Raw genomic sequence first — 16081 nt, forward strand, 5'->3', positions numbered from 1 at the left:
CGGGCTATTTCGCGAATTTGACCTTGCCCGTGCCGTTCAGCGCCGTTGCGAGCGCATTAAAACGTGCCTCGGCGACTTCACCGAACAAAGGTTCGGCGTTTTTGGTCAACCGTAGATGCAGTTCGCCGGACTTCGGTTTCCATTTCAGCGTGCCGGGGTCCTGTTTTCCATCGACCCACAACATGGCCCCCAACCGCATGGCCCGCCCGAGGATTTCGGCGTCTTTGATTTGCCGATCATCCAGCATGTCGATCAGATCGCTAAAGCGGCCACCACCGGGTTTCGACGTGTAGCGATACATCAACGCCAAGCCCATGAAGACCCGTTCGTAGTGCTTCAACCCACCAAGATTGGCGCGGGTGGCGTTGTCGAATGTCACCTCTGCGCGGTAATCCGGGTGGGCGCGCCAACTGACATCATGCAGCAGGCAGGCGGCCTTAATGATCCGTTTGCGTTGCCAATTTGCGCGTGGAAACAACGGCTTGACGAAATCGTACAGGATGCGGCCAAAGCCGGGCAGGCGCGCATCTTTGCTTTCGGCAAAACGGCATGCCTCGATCAGTGGATCACGTTCGCGCAGTTCGCGCGGCATTTGTTCGTACAACATCCCTTCGCGGATACCGTAGGATGAAATGGCGATGTCTTTGGGTTTGAATTTGCGGACCAGTGATTTCAAAACGAGAATGGCCAACGGCACCAGCGACATTCGGCTGTCAGAGATATGGCATTTCGCCCGCAATTCCTGCAGGTCGGATTTGGCGATGTAATCCGCTGTCTTCGACACCTGACGGGCCGTCATCCGGTATTCATGCAGAACGGTCAGCGGATGACCGCGCCGTTCCATATCAATCCGCGCAATGGCCCGCCATGATCCACCAACCAGAAACAGGCGCATCGCGCTGGGCGTGCCCATTTCGGTGTGCAATTGGGTCATGACTTCGTTGATGTGGGCCTTTTTTGCTTTCTTGCCGCCTTTGATATCTCGCAGTTTCAGGGGGCCAAGCGGCGATGTCACGCGTCTGCCAACGCGTCCTTCTGCGAGATCAGCCAACTCCAAGGACGACCCGCCAATGTCACACACCAGACCGTAGGACCCGGGCCATCCAAGCAAGACACCTTGGGCTGACAAGCGCGCTTCTTCACGCCCATCAATGATCCAGATTTTGATGCCTGTTTTGCGTTCAACTTCATCGCGGAAATCGCGGCCATCGGATGCTTCGCGCACCGCGGCTGTCGCGACGGCTGTCAGCGGCGTGATGCCCATGCCTTCGGCCAATGCGGCGAAGCGGCGGATGGCGGATAGGGCGCGAACGCGGCCTTCGGGGTTCAGACGTCCCGATTCCGACAGGCCTGCGCCCAAGCCGCACATGATTTTTTCGTTGTAAAAATAGGCAGGCGACCGCGCAGCGCCATCAAACACAACCATCCGGACAGAGTTGGACCCAACGTCGATCACGCCAACGCGGCCAAGTCCCATGGCGGCTGCATCTTCGAACAAAGGTCTGCCAAATCCGCCCCAGTCGATGGCGTCGTCAGAGCTGTCAGGTCCCAGCATGGTGTCTCCCCTTATTCGTAGAACGACCTTGTGACAGGCATGCCCCGCATGTCAATTCACAGCGAAGGTTAAGCTGGGTCTTCTTCGGTATGCGTCAACTGTGGCACGTCGGATGCACCCGCTGATCCGCGCCCTGACAGCGACGGATTTTCCATGAAGAAGCGGTGGCAGTTAAACGCAAATTCGCCATCGGGGATGATAGGACGAGTGAAATCGCCTTCCGGCCCCATGACCCAGCTTTGCGCCACATCATGAAGGTTTGCAGCCATAATCTGACTGACGATCTGGGCTTTAACGGTGTTGTTCTTGATTTCGACCAGCGTTTCGACACGGCGGTTCAGGTTCCGGCTCATCCAGTCCGCAGAGGAAATGAACACGGCGGCCTTTTTCGACGGTAGCTTGTGACCGTTCCCGAAACACACAATCCGGGAATGTTCCAGAAAACGCCCGACAATTGATTTCACACGGATATTTTCGGACAATCCAATCACGCCGGGCCGCAGGCCACAGATACCGCGGATCACCAGATCAATCTTCACGCCCGCCTGTGATGCTTCGTAGAGGGCGTCAATCACGTCGCGTTCGATGAGTGAATTCATCTTGGCCCAGATCACGCCGGGTTTGCCATTTTTGACGTTCTCAATTTCGCCTTTGATCCGTTCAAGCAATGTCTTTTTCAGATCAATCGGTGAAATGGCGAGATTTTCCAGACCTTCGGGTTGGGCGTAACCAGACAGGTAGTTGAACACTTTTGTGGCGTCGCGCCCAAGTTTGGCGTCACAGGTGAAAAGACTAAGGTCGGTGTAAATCCGCGCGGTGATCGGGTGGTAATTGCCGGTGCCAAAATGCGTGTAAGTGACCAATTTGCTGCCTTCGCGGCGCACAACGGTGCTGATCTTGGCGTGGGTTTTGTAGTTTAGGAAGCCGTACACGACATGTGCGCCGGCCCGTTCCAGACGCCGCGACTGGCGGATGTTGGCGGCTTCGTCAAAGCGGGCCTTGAGTTCGACGAGTGCTGTGACCGATTTGCCGTCTTCGGCGGCTTCGCATAGTGCCTCGACAATCGGGGATTTGCGCGACGTCCGGTATAGCGTCTGCTTGATCGCGACGACATTTGGGTCGCGGGCGGCTTGGCGCAGAAACCGCACGACCATGTCGAAGGTTTCGTAGGGGTGGTGCAGCAGCATGTCCTTTTTGCGGATGGCCGCGAACATGTCGCCGTCGTGGTCTTGCACTCGTTCAGGCACGCGTGGCGTGAACGCGGGCCAAAGCAGGTCTGCGCGGTCATCGATGACCAGTTCCTTGAGGTCAGCGATGCCGATGAGCCCGTTTACCTCGATCATTTCATCTGCCGTCAGGTGCATTTCGGCCATGATAAACGCCTTGAGCGTATCGGGCGCACGCGCCGCCATTTTCAGCCGCACGACTTCACCACGACGCCTGCGTTTCAGGGCGGTTTCAAATTCGCGGACCAGATCTTCGGCTTCATCTTCGACTTCAAGGTCACTGTCGCGCAGCACACGGAACGCGCCGTGGCCTTTCAGTTTGTAGCCTGGGAAAAGCTGTCCCACATGCATCAACAGCAGTTCTTCGAGCGGCAGGAACCGGTGGCCTTTTTCGGTTGGCAACGAAATGAAGCGGTCGATTTGCGCGGGCACAGGTAGCAGGGCGCGCAACGGGCGTTTGTCGCTCGCGCGTTCCAGATCGAGCGCCAGTGCGTACCCTTCATTCGGCAAGAACGGGAACGGGTGCGCCGGATCAATTGCCAAGGGCGATAGGACCGGAAACACCTGATCCAAGAACATTTCGCTTAGGAAGGGTTTGTCGTCTTCGGTGATCGTGGCGCGGCTGAGCAGATGCATGTCTTGCTCGGCCATCTCGGCAATCAGGGTCCGGAACACGTCCTGCTGACGATGCAACAGCGCGCGCGCATCGACGTCGATTAGTTTCAACTGTTCGGCTGGCGTGCGACCGTCCAAACCCGGGGTCACGTTGCCAGCAAGGGCCAGTTCACGCAGGCCTGCCACGCGCACCGTATAGAATTCATCAAGGTTGGTCGCCGAAATCGATAGGAAACGTAGGCGTTCTAACAATGGTACGCGCGGGTTTTCGGCTTCTTCAAGCACGCGGTTGTTGAAGCTAAGCCAGCTTAATTCGCGGTTCACGAACCGCGCGTCAGAGGTCATATCGAGTTCAAGCGATTGCGGCGTGGCCGTATCGCTTTCTAGGAAGTCTGCGTTAATCATGGGCCCTGCTTAAAGCTGAAAAGCGATGGTTTTATGACGGTTTAGCGGTGATCTTTGCAGGTTAGACTTCGGCCTCTACTTGCGCAAGGACCTGACCCGCCAGCTTTTCGTTCACGTCCCGTTTGTGGGTCAGTGCCGCAGCATCCATCGCTTCGACGATTTCAGCAGCAGCGCGGAAAGATCGTTCAATCCGCAGTGTCAGATAAGACGGCAGTTTCGGCGACGGCATGATTTGACGGTCGGCGAACAACTTCATGATGATCGCAGTCAGCAGATCGTCGTCAGGATCACCGATTACAGTCGGGGTCGCAGCCTGCATGCGGCTTGCCAGATCGGGCAGCGCGATGTTCCAACGCGTTGGTGCGCTGCGGGCGGTGATCAGCAGCGGCAAACCAACGTCGCGCATATGGTTATGCAGATGGAACAGGGCCGTTTCGCCCGATGCGGTCAGGGTTTCGATATCTTCGATCACGACGGGTTTCTTCGGGCGTGTCATTTCGCCGGTCAGGGTCGCCGCAGGAATGATGATGGCGTCTTCGTTGGTCGCAAAAACACGGGCCAGATGGCTTTTGCCGGACCCTTCAGGACCTGTCAGAACCAGTTTACGTTCAGGCCAGCTGTCAACATGGGTGACCAGCACGTAGGCCGCAGCGTTGGCTTCGGACACGAAAAAGTCCCCAGCCGTCAACGCGACCCCAGCCGGAAGGTCGAATGTAAGTTGCTCTGCCATCTATTAGGTGCCTGACTTGCCGCGATATAGCAGGCTTTCTTTGTATTTTGTGATCCCGAAGCGGATCAGTACGCCGATCATCGCCGCGACAGGAACCGCAACCAGCATCCCAACGAATCCGAACAATGCGCCAAAAACCGACAATGCGAAGATCAGCCAGACAGGATGAAGGCCCACAGAATTACCAACAAGGCGCGGCGTGATGATGTTGCCTTCTAGGAATTGGCCCAACGCAAAGACCGCGGCGACAGCGGCCATCCAGCCCCATTCGCCCCAGAACTGGAAGATGGCCAGACCAATTGCCAAGACGCCGCCAACAAGCGCGCCGACGTATGGGATGAATGTAATCAAACCCGCGAATGCCCCAACGACCAGCCCAAAGTTCAGTCCGACAGACATCAGACCGACCGCGTAAAACGTCCCCATCACGAGGCATACCGTGCCTTGACCCCGAATGAACGACGCCAATGTGCCGTCAATTTCGCTTGCCAAATGGCGTAGTGTATCAGCGTGATCCAGCGGGATCAGGTCATCAATACGGGCAACCATGTTGTCCCAGTCAAGCAGAAGGTAGAATGCAACAACAGGGACAACGACCAGCAAAACAAGGACGTTCAGCAATCCCGCGGCTGAGCTTAGCAAGCCGCTGATCAGTTCGCCGCCCTTGGCTTGGATCGTTTCACCAATCGCGAGCAACTGTTTGTAGATGGTGCTTTCTTCGTCCAGCAAGGCGGGGAAGTTCGTCGTCAGGAATTCGCGTAGACGTGCGGGCGCGTCTGGAGCCGCTTCGATCAACGCGGTTGCTTGGGTGACAAGCGTCGGGATGACCAAGAGCACCAACAGAATGAAGATCAGGAATGCGGCGAGGGTGATCAGCGTGACGGATAATACACGACTAAGACCCATTTTTTCGAGCCGGTCCGCTACCGGATCAAGGCAATATGCAATCGCCCCGCCAAGGATGAACGGCATGATTACGTCGCCCAAGACCCACAACACACCGCAGAACACCGCTGTCGCGACGCCCCAATAGACCGTTTGTTGTTGCACGCTCAGCGCCATGTGTCTTCATCCCCTGCCAATTCCCTAATAAATGGGACAAAGGGGCCGGAGGCGCAAGTCTGGACGTGTATTCAAGTCTCGGACTGACCATCCCGAAATACGGCCAGCCCGATCGTTCGGTTTAGTGGCAAGCAGGGCGCGTGCCTGGCAGCAGTACTTTGTCGATGACGTGGATCACGCCGTTGCTCGCTTGGATATTTGCGACAACGACGTTGGCTGTGTCGCCTGTCCCGTCAGTGATTGAAACGCCACCGTGGCTGGTGATGCAAAGACGTTCGGATGCCAAAACGGGTTTGTAGTAGTTCGCACCGGCTGCGAAATCGGACGCCTGCAGTTCGCGGTCATCTACGTGGTACAGCAGAACGTTGATCAATTGGTCTTTGTTTTCAGACTGAAGCAATGTGGTGACGGTCCCCGCTGGCAGTGCGTCAAACGCATCGTTCAATGGCGCGTAAACTGTGAATGGACCCGGACCGGACAGCGTTTCGGCAAGGCCTGCGGCACCGACGGCTGCGACGAGTGTTGAGAACCGGTCGTCCGCGGCAGCGATGTCGACGATTGTGTTGGCTTTGGCTGATCCTGCGAACATGGTCAGCGCGGCTGCTGCGGCGATTGCGAAGGTTTTGGTCACGGTCATTTGTCTTCCCCTAAAAATTTCCCGTCATGCGTTGGTGCATGTGATAAGGTTTACGCGGGTTCTGTGGGGCTGGTTCACTTGGCTGACAACAATGTCAGGCCTGTGAAATCTTTGATCCAAAACCGCGCTAGATACGTCGCGCGACCTTGCCACGCTGGCGTGCGGCCCTTAAACCCGTTCGCTGAAACATCCCTCGTGATAAAGGTCGCCTCCCATGCGCATGAGCCGCTACTTCCTGCCCGTCCTCAAAGAAACCCCGCGCGAGGCGCAGGTCGTGTCGCACCGCTACATGCTGCAAGCAGGCATGATCAAACAGGCCAGCGCTGGTATCTATTCTTGGCTGCCATTGGGCTACAAAGTCCTGAAAAAGATCGAAAACATCGTGCACGAAGAACAGGCCAAGGCCGGTCATCACGCGATGCTGATGCCAACGATCCAGTCGGCTGATCTGTGGCGCGAAAGCGGGCGCTATGATGCCTACGGCGACGAAATGCTGCGGATCAAAGATCGTCACGACCGCGATATGTTGTTTACGCCAACGGCTGAGGAACTGATCACCGATATCTTCCGCGCCAACGTCACGTCTTACAAAGACCTGCCGCTGACGATGTACCAGATCCAGTGGAAATTCCGCGACGAAGTGCGCCCGCGTTTTGGCGTGATGCGTGGTCGTGAATTTTACATGAAAGACGGATACAACTTTGATCTGACAAAAGAAGATGCGCTGCACGCATATAACCGCCATCTTGTGTCGTACCTGCGGACATACGAACGCATGGGCCTGAAGGCGATCCCGATGCGGGCTGATTCCGGTCCGATTGGTGGTGAAGATACGCATGAATTCCTCGTGCTCGCCGAAACCGGTGAATCCGAAGTGTTTTACGATAGCGCCGTCACTGACCTGACCTTCGGCGACCGCGAGATCGATTTTGATGACAAAGCGGCCTGCGCGGCAGTGATGGAAGAATTCACCACGAAGTATGCCCGTACCGACGAAACGCATGACGAGGCGTTGTTCAACGAGGTGCCGGAAGAACGTCGCAAGACGGCCCGCGGCATCGAAGTTGGTCAAATCTTCTACTTCGGGACTAAGTATTCTGACGCACTGAACGCCGCTGTCGATGATGGTCAGGGCGGTAAAGTGAACGTTCACATGGGGTCGCACGGTATCGGCGTGTCCCGTCTGCTTGGCGCGATCATCGAAGCGTCACACGACGACAAGGGTATCATCTGGCCAGAAGGCGTGACACCGTTCGACGTTGGTATTCTGAACATGCGTGCGGGCGACGATGCTTGCGATGCGGCGTGTGAAGACCTGTACAAGCAGTTCATCGCCGCAGGTCTCGACCCGCTTTACGATGACCGTGACGAACGTGCAGGGGCCAAGTTTGGCACCATGGATATGATCGGCCTGCCATGGCGGATCACTGTTGGCCCGCGCGGCATCAAAAACGGTGTTGTCGAAGTCACATCGCGCCGCACCGGCGAGAGCGAGGAAATGCCTGCCGCCGATGCAATCGCGAAGATCAAAGCGATTTACGCGACGCTTTAAACCGCCTTTGCGATGATAAAAGCTGAGCGGCCCGGTTCGGGCCGCCAGTTCTCTACGATTTCGAAACCGGCGTCGCGGATATCCTGAGCCAACGTGTCCGACGCGATCGGCACCACCTTTGGGATGAGCCTTGTGGCTGAAAGTAGCGGCAACAGCCGTGGCAAGATACCGGACATATCACCCAGACAAACTGTGGTGCTGACGAAATAACCTCCCGTTTTGATCAGGCGTCGGACATCGGCCAAAGCTGCGCGATGGTCAGGCAGTAAGTGCAGAATGTTCATGCCTAGAATGATGTCGTAGCTGGCATTACTTGCCGGCCAATTGCCCAATTCGGACACTTCAAACTGCAGGTTTTGCACCGTTTCCGCCTTGGCCCGCGCGATTTCGATCATGTTCCGGGAATAGTCGATTCCCGTCATCTGTTTCACAAATGGCGCATGGATCACGGCGGTTGATCCCGTGCCGCAGCCGAATTCTAGCGCGTCCATGTCAGGGTGCATGACCGCTTGGGTCATTGCCAGTTTTCGTTCGTAGGCGGCTACATCCGCGATGTCGGACTTTGCATAACGTTTGGCCATCAGGTTCCAAAATGTAACGTCGCGGCTCATGCGATTGCTCCTGCTGTTGTGCGGGGCTGCGCCCTGCGAATGATCCATTCTGCGAACACAATGCACGCGGCCCAAGATCCGATAAAGATAACGTCAGACATCAAACCTGACGGAGGCGTTCCCGTAATCAGGAAGATCGGTAGGAAGGCGACAGACACCAATGTGGCGCCCATACCAATGGCATAGGCGCGGATCATCCAGTCGCGGTGACGCGGGATATTGCGGGCACGGATGGCCTGCATGGCGATGCATAATGCAATTGCCAGCGCGATCCCGAATACCAAACGACCTATGTTCACGAGGTTGCCAGCGGCGGTGGGAAACGCCCATAACAGGCTCAGCGAACTGAGTGCCAGACATGCGCCTGCCAAGACGAAAACGCGGCCCATGATGCGGTGAAGCCTGCCGAATTTGCGGGCCAAAACGCGGCCAAATTGAATTGGGCCTAACACACCGAAGACGATCCCGCCGATTACGTGGGCGAAGTGACCGATTGGGGCAGTGGCGATCCGTGCGCTTTCCGCGGGAAGGGTGCCTGTTGGGATTTGAACGGCTTGGACTGACGCGAAAAGAATTGTCATGCCGCTGATCAGAAACAGTACCAACGGCACCACAATAGGGCGCACAAAAATGCGTTTCATAGAAATAACCTTTGTTGGTTGACTAAGGGTCGTACTTAAAAATTTCGTCTAGGTTTTTGCCAAAGACAGCCGCGATCTGGAACGCGAGCTCTAACGTCGGTGAATATTTTGCGTTCTCGATAGCCATGATGGTTTGGCGAGTGACGCCGACCTTTTCGGCCAAGGCTTTCTGGGTCATTTCATCCGCGTCAAAGCGGCATTTGCGGATCGTGTTGGTGATATGCGACTTGGCCATGTTTTAGATGCCAAACCGGTAGGCTGCGACCTTGGTCACGTTCCCGACCAGATCAGCCACCGCGAAGCTGACCAAGATCATGTTGAGACCACCCAGCGCCGTCCAGCCCATCGCCATACCGATCAGGGCCGCGATAAATCCCATGCTGGCGACAATCATCGTTGCAATGGACCCCCGTCGTCCGATCATGGTGTCGCGTTCGTCAGTGAGAGAGCTGGGGTTCGGCGTATTCGTGATGATCGCGTGCAGGATATTGAACGCGATTGTCAGGGCAATCATCAAAACGATGCAGACAGGAATCATCCACAAAACATCTTGGGCCCAAACGCTTGCGCCATTCGGCCCGTCGTAAAGACCGGCACCCCAGTTACTGCGGATTTTGCTACCGAAATAAAGGATGACAATCAGGCTGGTGATAATGCCTGCAAAGGTATTGCGTTCTTCGTGGGACATGGGTACCTCAGGTTAATGATTCTGTACTCAAGGTATAAAATATTTTACACTGAGTCAATAATATCAAACACGATACCCCAAAATCGATCTCCCCGAATCTGAATTCCATGGTAAAGTTTTCAAAAATACAGGCAGGCAGACATGACACTTTCCCATACCCGTTGGGCGGATCGATGATCCGCGTCTTTTCATTATGTGCCGGGCTTTGCGGGGCAGGTGTTTTGTCCCAGTATCCTGAATTTGCACAGCAATATGTCCAGCGTTTGGCCGGACAAGTTGATGCGTTGGATGTGATCGTCGCGGATTTTGACCAGTCTGCGTTGGACGCTGGGCTGACGCGGTCGCAGGCTTTGGCGCAATTGTCCGGAACCGCATTTCTGGATGCCCGCCAAGCGGATATGCAAACGACATTTGCGCGGCATACAGCGTTGACGACGGCGCTGAGCCAGCTGCGCAGTGCGACAGAGATGGAGCGTTTGGCCCTGTTTCATCGGATGAACGATGCCGAAATTCTGCGTAATACGTGGGCTGATTTCGCGCCTGCAGTGCCCATGACGACAGCGGGGCTGACGTCTGCCGCGGCTGGGTTTCTGGGTGGTTGGGCTGGCTTGGGGGCCATTCTGTCACTGCTTGCGCTGCCGTTCCGCCGTCGCCGGACGAAACCCGCAAAACCCGATCAAGTTTCAATTCGCCGCGATCCGCCGATCCGGCGACCACATCAAAACGTAAGTCAGGCACCGCGCCTGATGGGGGAGACAAGACCATGAAAGCACTGATCACATGGGGCGGCTGGGATGGCCATGAGCCCGACAAAGTTGCCGAGATTTTCCGGTCCATCATTGCGGATGCTGGCGGCACGCCGGACGTTACTGACAGCCTCGATTGCTTCGACGATGCGGACAAGTTGAAGACTTACGACCTGATCATTCCGGTCTGGACCATGAGCGATATTAGTCGTGATGCCGCCACCAACGTGTCCGAAGCCGTTGCACATGGCACAGGTCTGGCAGGCTGTCATGGCGGGATGTGTGACGCTTTTCGTGGGGTGCCGTTGTGGCAGTTCATGACGGGGGCCAATTGGGTCGCACATCCGGGCGGTGACGGGGTGAAACATCGGGTGCAAATCACATCTGACGATCCGCTTGTTGCGGGTATCGGCGATTTTGACGTCGAGACAGAGCAATATTACCTGCACGTCGATCCGGCGAACAAAGTGCTTGCGACCACCCGCACCGATGTCGTCGATTGGTATCACACGCCGAACGGCGCAGTGGATATGCCGGTGGCTTGGACGCGGACGTGGGGGCTTGGCCGCGTTTACTACAACGCGCTGGGCCATCAGGCGAATGTTGTGGCCACTGGACCCGCGTTTGAAATGATCAAACGCGGTGTGCTTTGGGCGGCTGATAGTAAAGAGGCCGCGAAGGGGCGTGATCTTAGCCCGCTGCAAACGGCTGGCAATCACTGGTAATGTAGCGCCCCGACTTTGTGGTCGGGGCGCCGTTTTTTAAGTGTCGCGGCGATACGGCAATGCCTGTAGAACGCCGAACGTCACTTCGAATGCCAGAAACCCGTACAGAATTGGGCTGCCCCCGTTGCTAAGTGCCACGATCATCCACGTTGAAAACGCGAAGCGCCCGACGGCGTCGTAACGCGCTAGTCGCAAGTCGTCCCACCCGATCCGCAGCACGGTCCAGATCAGGACGACCGTGCCAGCCATATTGGCGAAAAGGACCGCGTAGGTGTCCAGTGTGGGCAAGGGTGGGAGCCCGAATTGGGTGTGAATGCCGCCCATGGTTGCCCAAAGCATGGCCAACGTGATCGGCGTAGCGAGCGGCCATGTGACGATCAAATCGTACCACGATCCTATCCGGTAAATCCGCCGGAATGTTGTTTCCGATAGCATCTGCAATTTCCTTTCTTGCAATTGACCGGATAGCCCTACACCTTGGAGTATGATCCAAGGTCAAGAGGTTTATCATGCGTATCGGGGAACTTGCAGATTCACTGGGGGTCACCACGGACACCATTCGGTTCTACGAAAAACGCGGATTGATCGCGGCAGACAGGCGGGCCAATGGGTACCGCGATTTCAGCCCCGCGACGGTACAATTGCTTAAGATGATCCGGCTCGCACAGCAGCTTGGCTTTACTCTGCGCGAAATCGCGGATCTGACGTCAGCACTGCAAGATGCGCAGATGTCGGCGGATGATGTCGGCAGTTTGCTGCAAGCCAAGATCACAGAACTTGAAGCGAAAGCTGCGAACATCCTGTCTTTGCGTGATATTCTGCAAACTCGGCTGAATGACGTTTGTCCGCTTGGGCTGCATCCCAGCGCTTGACCTTGCACCCCGCAAGCCCCAGTTTGCAATCCGAGCAGTAGGAGGCCGAAAATGGCAGGCAAAACAGCCCCATTTGCGAAATTTGAGTGGATGATCGCGTGGCGTTACATTCGGGCGAAACGGGCCGAAGGTGGTGTCAGCGTCATGACGTGGATCAGCCTGATCGGCGTGACGCTTGCAGTGTTTGCGTTGATCGCGACTTTGGCCGTGCGGTCCGGGTTTCGGGCGGAATTTGTCGACACGATCCTTGGCTCGAACGCCCATGTCGCCGTTTACCGCCAGTCCGAGGTGGTACCGGATTCAGGCCGCTATACGCAGCTGATTAAGGGCTACGACGAATTGGCCACTGACCTTGCCGCTATCCCGGGCGTCACGCGGACAGCACCGTTGGTTCGCGGTCAGGTCATGGGCAACTACGGTGATAACAACGCGGCTGTGGACGTTTACGGCATTTCTTTTGACAATCTTCTAACGATCCCACGTATCGCGAACCCTGAGGATTCGTCGGGCGATATCAACAACTTCGAAGACGGTATCGCGATTGGATCGGCCTTGGCCAAAGATCTTGGCGTTGGGGTCGGCGACCGGATCAAGATTATTTCGCCCAACGGGGCACGTACCGCGCTTGGCACCACGCCACGGGTGAACGTTTATGACGTCGTCTATATCTTCACGGCTGGCCGCTACGACATCGACAAAATCCGTGCTTATCTGCCGATCGCAGAGGCGCAGTTGTTCTTTAACCGCGATGGCGTCGCAACAGAGATCGAAGTCATGGTCGAAGACCCTGACGAGATTGAAAAGTACCTGCCGCAGGTCATGGCGACCATCGGTGAAGGCGGCTACGTCTGGACATGGCGCGACAGCGCTGGCGCATTTTTGCGCGCGCTTGAAGTCGAGGACAACGTGATGTTCGTCATTCTGTCGATCCTCGTCCTGATCGCGTCGATGAACATCATTTCCGGCTTGATCATGCTCGTTAAAAACAAGGGCCGCGACGTCGGTATTCTGCGCACAATGGGCCTGACCGAAGGGTCGATCCTGCGGATTTTCTTCATTTGCGGGGCAGGGATCGGAACGGCAGGCACGTTGTTTGGTGTGATCTTGGGCTGCTTGTTTGCGCTTTATATCGACCAAATCTTTGGCTTCGTGAATTCCATCGGCAACGGCGGCGTTTGGGACCCGTCCATTCGGGGTATCTACCGGTTGCCTGCGGAACTGCAGTTGAAAGACGTGATCTCTGCTGTGACGTTGTCACTGTCGCTGTCGTGGATCATCACCATTTTCCCTGCGCGTCGTGCGGCACGGATGAACCCCGTTGAGGCGCTGCGCTATGAATAACGTTTTGAATGTGGCTGGGATCACAAAGACCTATAACAAAGGCAAACCCAACGCGGTGACCGTGCTTCAAGGCGCTGATTTGGCTGTTGCACCGGGCGAAGTTGTGGCGCTGGTGGCCCCGTCGGGTGCCGGTAAATCGACGCTTTTGCACATCGCTGGCCTGCTAGACAGTCCCGACGACGGCACGGTGACGATCAATGGCACCGATATGACGAAACTGTCGGATCGCAAACGGACGGCGGTGCGACGGTCTGAGGTCGGTTTTATTTACCAATTCCACCACTTGCTGCCCGAGTTCACAGCGCTGGAAAACATCGTGCTACCGCAATTGGCAAATGGTGTCGCAGAAGGTGCTGCGACAGAACACGCGATGGATCTGCTTGGCAGAGTTGGTGTTGATACGCGGGCCAAACACCGTCCCGCTGCCTTGTCAGGCGGGGAACAGCAACGGGTCGCCTTTTGCCGCGCATTGGCGAATAATCCGTCGCTTTTGTTGGCGGATGAACCGACAGGCAACCTTGACCCTGACACATCGGATAGGGTGTTTGACGCGCTGATGGAATTGGTGCGTGGGACTGGTCTGTCCGCTGTGATCGCGACACATAACCTCGAATTGGCCGCACGGATGGACCGGACGGTACGGATGACCGCAGGCACGTTGGCACCTGTCTGACGAAACCGCAAAGGAAGAGACGACATGCAAGTGACTGTGTCTGAAATCTATGATGCCACCTACGCCGCGTTGATTCATCACGGTGCAGGCACAGAACAAGCGGCCCATGTTGCCAAGGCCGTCGCGCGGGCCGAAGAAACAGGCAATGTCATCTGCGGTCTGTATTATCTTGAAAGCTACTGCACGCAGCTGAAGTCTGGACGGGTCGATGGCCAAGTCACGCCAGTCGTGTCAGCGCCGCGCCCTGCGTCCATCATGGCGGACGCGAAATTCGGTTTTGCACAACCCGCCTTTGCCGCAGGGCTGCCCCGCGCGATAGAGGCCGCGCGCGAAATGGGTGTCGCGACGTTGTCGGTCGCGCATGCGCATACGTGTACATCGCTAGGCTTCTTTACCGAACAAATCGCGGCGGCGGGTTTGATCGGGATCGGGATGACCAACGCGTCACCCGTGGTCGCGCCACCGGGTGGGAACAAGGCCGTGATCGGCACAAACCCGATTGCGATGACGGTGCCGGGTGATCCCGCGCCTGCAATGCATTTCGACTTTTCAACCTCTGCCGTGGCATTGGGCAAGATCACGATGGCGAAAGCCGCAGGCGAGACTATCCCGCTTGGCTGGGCCGTTGATCAAGACGGGCAACCGACCACCGACCCAGAGGCGGCGTTGAAAGGCGCATTGGTTTCTGCCGGGGGTTATAAAGGCTGGGGTTTCGGCCTGATGGTGGAACTGTTGGCCGCTGGTCTGACGGGCAGCGTCAATTCGCTTGACGTAAGTGGGCTAAAACTGCCGGACGGCGCCCCCCACGGGCTCGGTCAGTTTTACATTCTGATTGATCCGGCAACCCACGGGGACCATTTCGCGGATCGGTTTGCCCGTGTGGCGGACGCGATTGCAGAACAAGACGGCGGACGCATTCCCGGCGCGAACCGCAAGGTTCTGGTCGATGTTGACGTACCTGACGCGCTTTGGGCGTCTGTGAAGGGCCTGTCTGCTTAGGCTTTTTGAGTGATGAAAACGCCTGCTGCCATGACGCATATGCCCGCCGCACGTGTTGCGTTTAGCGGTGCGACGTTAGCACCAAACAAACCAAAGTGATCAATCGTTGCTGCTGCAATCATTTGCCCGATCAGGACGAGGAACACCGCGTTACCAACACCGATAACCGGTGCGATCCAAGTGATAGACAGGACGTAAAACGCGATTAGCACGCCGCCAAGCAGCAGATGTTTCGGGGCTGTCGCGATTTTTGCAGCGGCCTGCGGGGCGGTCAAAAGCGCCACTATGGCCGCCGATGCAAAGGCGACCAAGAACAACGTGGCTGCTGCAACAGCAGGTGACCCAATGGTCCGGCCAAGCGCGGCGTTCAAAGCGGCCAGCATGGGCACGCCGATACCAGCGGCGAGCATGATAAGATAGGAATTGTGCATCTGGGCTCCTCATATATGACTAGCTTAGAAGCAGTCTGATCCATATCAAAGTAACAACCGCCAATTTCGGCGACGCTCGGAAAAACGAACAAAACAGGGAGGCCAAGATGCGACTATCGGCACTTTTCATTCCACTCATGCTGGCGGCATGTGTAGAAGAACTCGAAATTCCAGATGGACGTGCATCGTTCATGGAAAATTGCGCAGGTTGTCACGGTGTTGACGGCAAAGGGTCCGGACCGCTTGTCACGGGCGTTGGGCTTATTGCGGCCGATCTGACAATGATTTCCGCGCGCAATGGGGGAACGTTCCCACGTCAGGACATTATGGCCATCATCGACGGTTTGGACCGCGATCCGCACTTTTCCAATGCGATGCCGGAATTTGGCGCAGGTGATCTCGGCGAAGCTGTGATTGTCGAAGGTGAAGATGGTCTTGGCACACCGACGCCAGTCGGGTTGATCGCGCTCGCCGATTACCTTGAAAGCATCCAAGAGCTTTGACATTCCCGTGACCCACGCAAACGTGTGGTGAAACTTTGGGTGATCCTGCTACGTGACTTGGTCAACAGG

The 16081-nt window shown here is 56.5% G+C and carries 19 protein-coding genes; 8 read left to right on the forward strand and 11 right to left on the reverse strand.

What is annotated here, in order from left to right; all coding sequences use genetic code 11:
- Positions 1-4: 4 nt before the first annotated feature.
- The 5 genes from MWU61_RS00925 to MWU61_RS00945 form a co-directional block, all read right to left on the reverse strand.
- A complete protein-coding gene (locus MWU61_RS00925; protein WP_247125997.1) occupies positions 5-1555 on the reverse strand; it encodes a Ppx/GppA family phosphatase in 1551 nt (516 codons plus the stop codon).
- A gap of 68 nt (positions 1556-1623) precedes the next feature.
- The gene (locus MWU61_RS00930) at positions 1624-3801 is read right to left on the reverse strand and encodes an RNA degradosome polyphosphate kinase (protein WP_247125999.1); all 2178 of its coding nucleotides are present in this window, start codon (positions 3799-3801) and stop codon (positions 1624-1626) included.
- A 61-nt stretch (positions 3802-3862) separates the two neighbouring features.
- The gene (locus MWU61_RS00935) at positions 3863-4531 is read right to left on the reverse strand and encodes a chromosomal replication initiator DnaA (RefSeq protein WP_247126001.1); all 669 of its coding nucleotides are present in this window, start codon (positions 4529-4531) and stop codon (positions 3863-3865) included.
- 3 nt (positions 4532-4534) lie between these two features.
- The gene (locus MWU61_RS00940; protein ID WP_247126003.1) at positions 4535-5593 is read right to left on the reverse strand and encodes an AI-2E family transporter; all 1059 of its coding nucleotides are present in this window, start codon (positions 5591-5593) and stop codon (positions 4535-4537) included.
- Between the two features lie 121 nt (positions 5594-5714).
- On the reverse strand, positions 5715-6230 hold the full coding sequence (locus MWU61_RS00945) for a fasciclin domain-containing protein (protein WP_247126005.1): 516 nt from the start codon (positions 6228-6230) through the stop codon (positions 5715-5717).
- Between the two features lie 214 nt (positions 6231-6444).
- Here MWU61_RS00945 and proS point away from each other — a divergent pair, with 214 nt between their 5' ends.
- A complete protein-coding gene (gene proS / locus MWU61_RS00950) occupies positions 6445-7782 on the forward strand; it encodes a proline--tRNA ligase (protein ID WP_247126007.1) in 1338 nt (445 codons plus the stop codon).
- Here the strand turns inward: proS and MWU61_RS00955 are convergent.
- Genes MWU61_RS00955 through MWU61_RS00970 form a run of 4 tightly spaced genes read right to left on the reverse strand, consistent with a single transcriptional unit; the run spans position 7779 to position 9722 of the window.
- Positions 7779-8393 carry a class I SAM-dependent methyltransferase gene (locus MWU61_RS00955; protein ID WP_247126009.1) on the reverse strand — a complete coding sequence of 205 codons (615 nt, stop codon included), beginning with the start codon at positions 8391-8393 and terminating at the stop codon, positions 7779-7781. The genes proS and MWU61_RS00955 overlap by 4 nt on opposite strands.
- On the reverse strand, positions 8390-9034 hold the full coding sequence (locus MWU61_RS00960; RefSeq protein WP_247126010.1) for a DUF2306 domain-containing protein: 645 nt from the start codon (positions 9032-9034) through the stop codon (positions 8390-8392). Before MWU61_RS00960 ends, MWU61_RS00955 begins: the two co-directional genes overlap by 4 nt.
- Before the next feature lie 22 nt (positions 9035-9056).
- The gene (locus MWU61_RS00965) at positions 9057-9212 is read right to left on the reverse strand and encodes a helix-turn-helix transcriptional regulator (protein WP_281501951.1); all 156 of its coding nucleotides are present in this window, start codon (positions 9210-9212) and stop codon (positions 9057-9059) included.
- Between the two features lie 60 nt (positions 9213-9272).
- A complete protein-coding gene (locus MWU61_RS00970; RefSeq protein ID WP_247126012.1) occupies positions 9273-9722 on the reverse strand; it encodes a hypothetical protein in 450 nt (149 codons plus the stop codon).
- A 173-nt stretch (positions 9723-9895) separates the two neighbouring features.
- Here MWU61_RS00970 and MWU61_RS00975 point away from each other — a divergent pair, with 173 nt between their 5' ends.
- A complete protein-coding gene (locus MWU61_RS00975) occupies positions 9896-10489 on the forward strand; it encodes a DUF2937 family protein (RefSeq protein WP_247126014.1) in 594 nt (197 codons plus the stop codon).
- A complete protein-coding gene (locus MWU61_RS00980; protein ID WP_247126016.1) occupies positions 10486-11193 on the forward strand; it encodes a ThuA domain-containing protein in 708 nt (235 codons plus the stop codon). Before MWU61_RS00975 ends, MWU61_RS00980 begins: the two co-directional genes overlap by 4 nt.
- A 36-nt stretch (positions 11194-11229) precedes the next feature.
- On the opposite strand, the gene MWU61_RS00985 is transcribed toward MWU61_RS00980, so the two are convergent.
- A complete protein-coding gene (locus tag MWU61_RS00985; protein WP_247126018.1) occupies positions 11230-11628 on the reverse strand; it encodes a hypothetical protein in 399 nt (132 codons plus the stop codon).
- A 74-nt stretch (positions 11629-11702) separates the two neighbouring features.
- Between MWU61_RS00985 and MWU61_RS00990 the strand changes: the two genes are divergently transcribed.
- Genes MWU61_RS00990 through MWU61_RS01005 form a run of 4 tightly spaced genes read left to right on the forward strand, consistent with a single transcriptional unit; the run spans position 11703 to position 15078 of the window.
- A complete protein-coding gene (locus tag MWU61_RS00990; protein ID WP_247126019.1) occupies positions 11703-12065 on the forward strand; it encodes a MerR family transcriptional regulator in 363 nt (120 codons plus the stop codon).
- Between the two features lie 51 nt (positions 12066-12116).
- Positions 12117-13406, forward strand: coding sequence for an ABC transporter permease (locus MWU61_RS00995; protein WP_247126021.1), 1290 nt, complete (start codon positions 12117-12119; stop codon positions 13404-13406).
- Entirely contained in the window at positions 13399-14079 is a 681-nt protein-coding gene (locus MWU61_RS01000) for an ABC transporter ATP-binding protein (RefSeq protein ID WP_247126023.1), read from the forward strand. The genes MWU61_RS00995 and MWU61_RS01000 overlap by 8 nt, the downstream gene beginning before the upstream one ends.
- A gap of 24 nt (positions 14080-14103) precedes the next feature.
- Entirely contained in the window at positions 14104-15078 is a 975-nt protein-coding gene (locus MWU61_RS01005; protein ID WP_247126025.1) for an Ldh family oxidoreductase, read from the forward strand.
- Here the strand turns inward: MWU61_RS01005 and MWU61_RS01010 are convergent.
- On the reverse strand, positions 15075-15509 hold the full coding sequence (locus tag MWU61_RS01010) for a DMT family transporter (RefSeq protein ID WP_247126026.1): 435 nt from the start codon (positions 15507-15509) through the stop codon (positions 15075-15077). The two genes, MWU61_RS01005 and MWU61_RS01010, sit on opposite strands and share 4 nt — an antisense overlap.
- Positions 15510-15616: 107 nt before the next feature.
- Here MWU61_RS01010 and MWU61_RS01015 point away from each other — a divergent pair, with 107 nt between their 5' ends.
- Complete coding sequence (locus MWU61_RS01015; RefSeq protein WP_247126028.1) at positions 15617-16012, forward strand: cytochrome c; 396 nt, start codon at positions 15617-15619, stop codon at positions 16010-16012.
- Positions 16013-16081 lie beyond the last annotated feature (69 nt).

Origin of the sequence: Loktanella sp. F6476L (assembly GCF_023015725.1) — a bacterium.
Lineage (GTDB): Bacteria > Pseudomonadota > Alphaproteobacteria > Rhodobacterales > Rhodobacteraceae > Yoonia.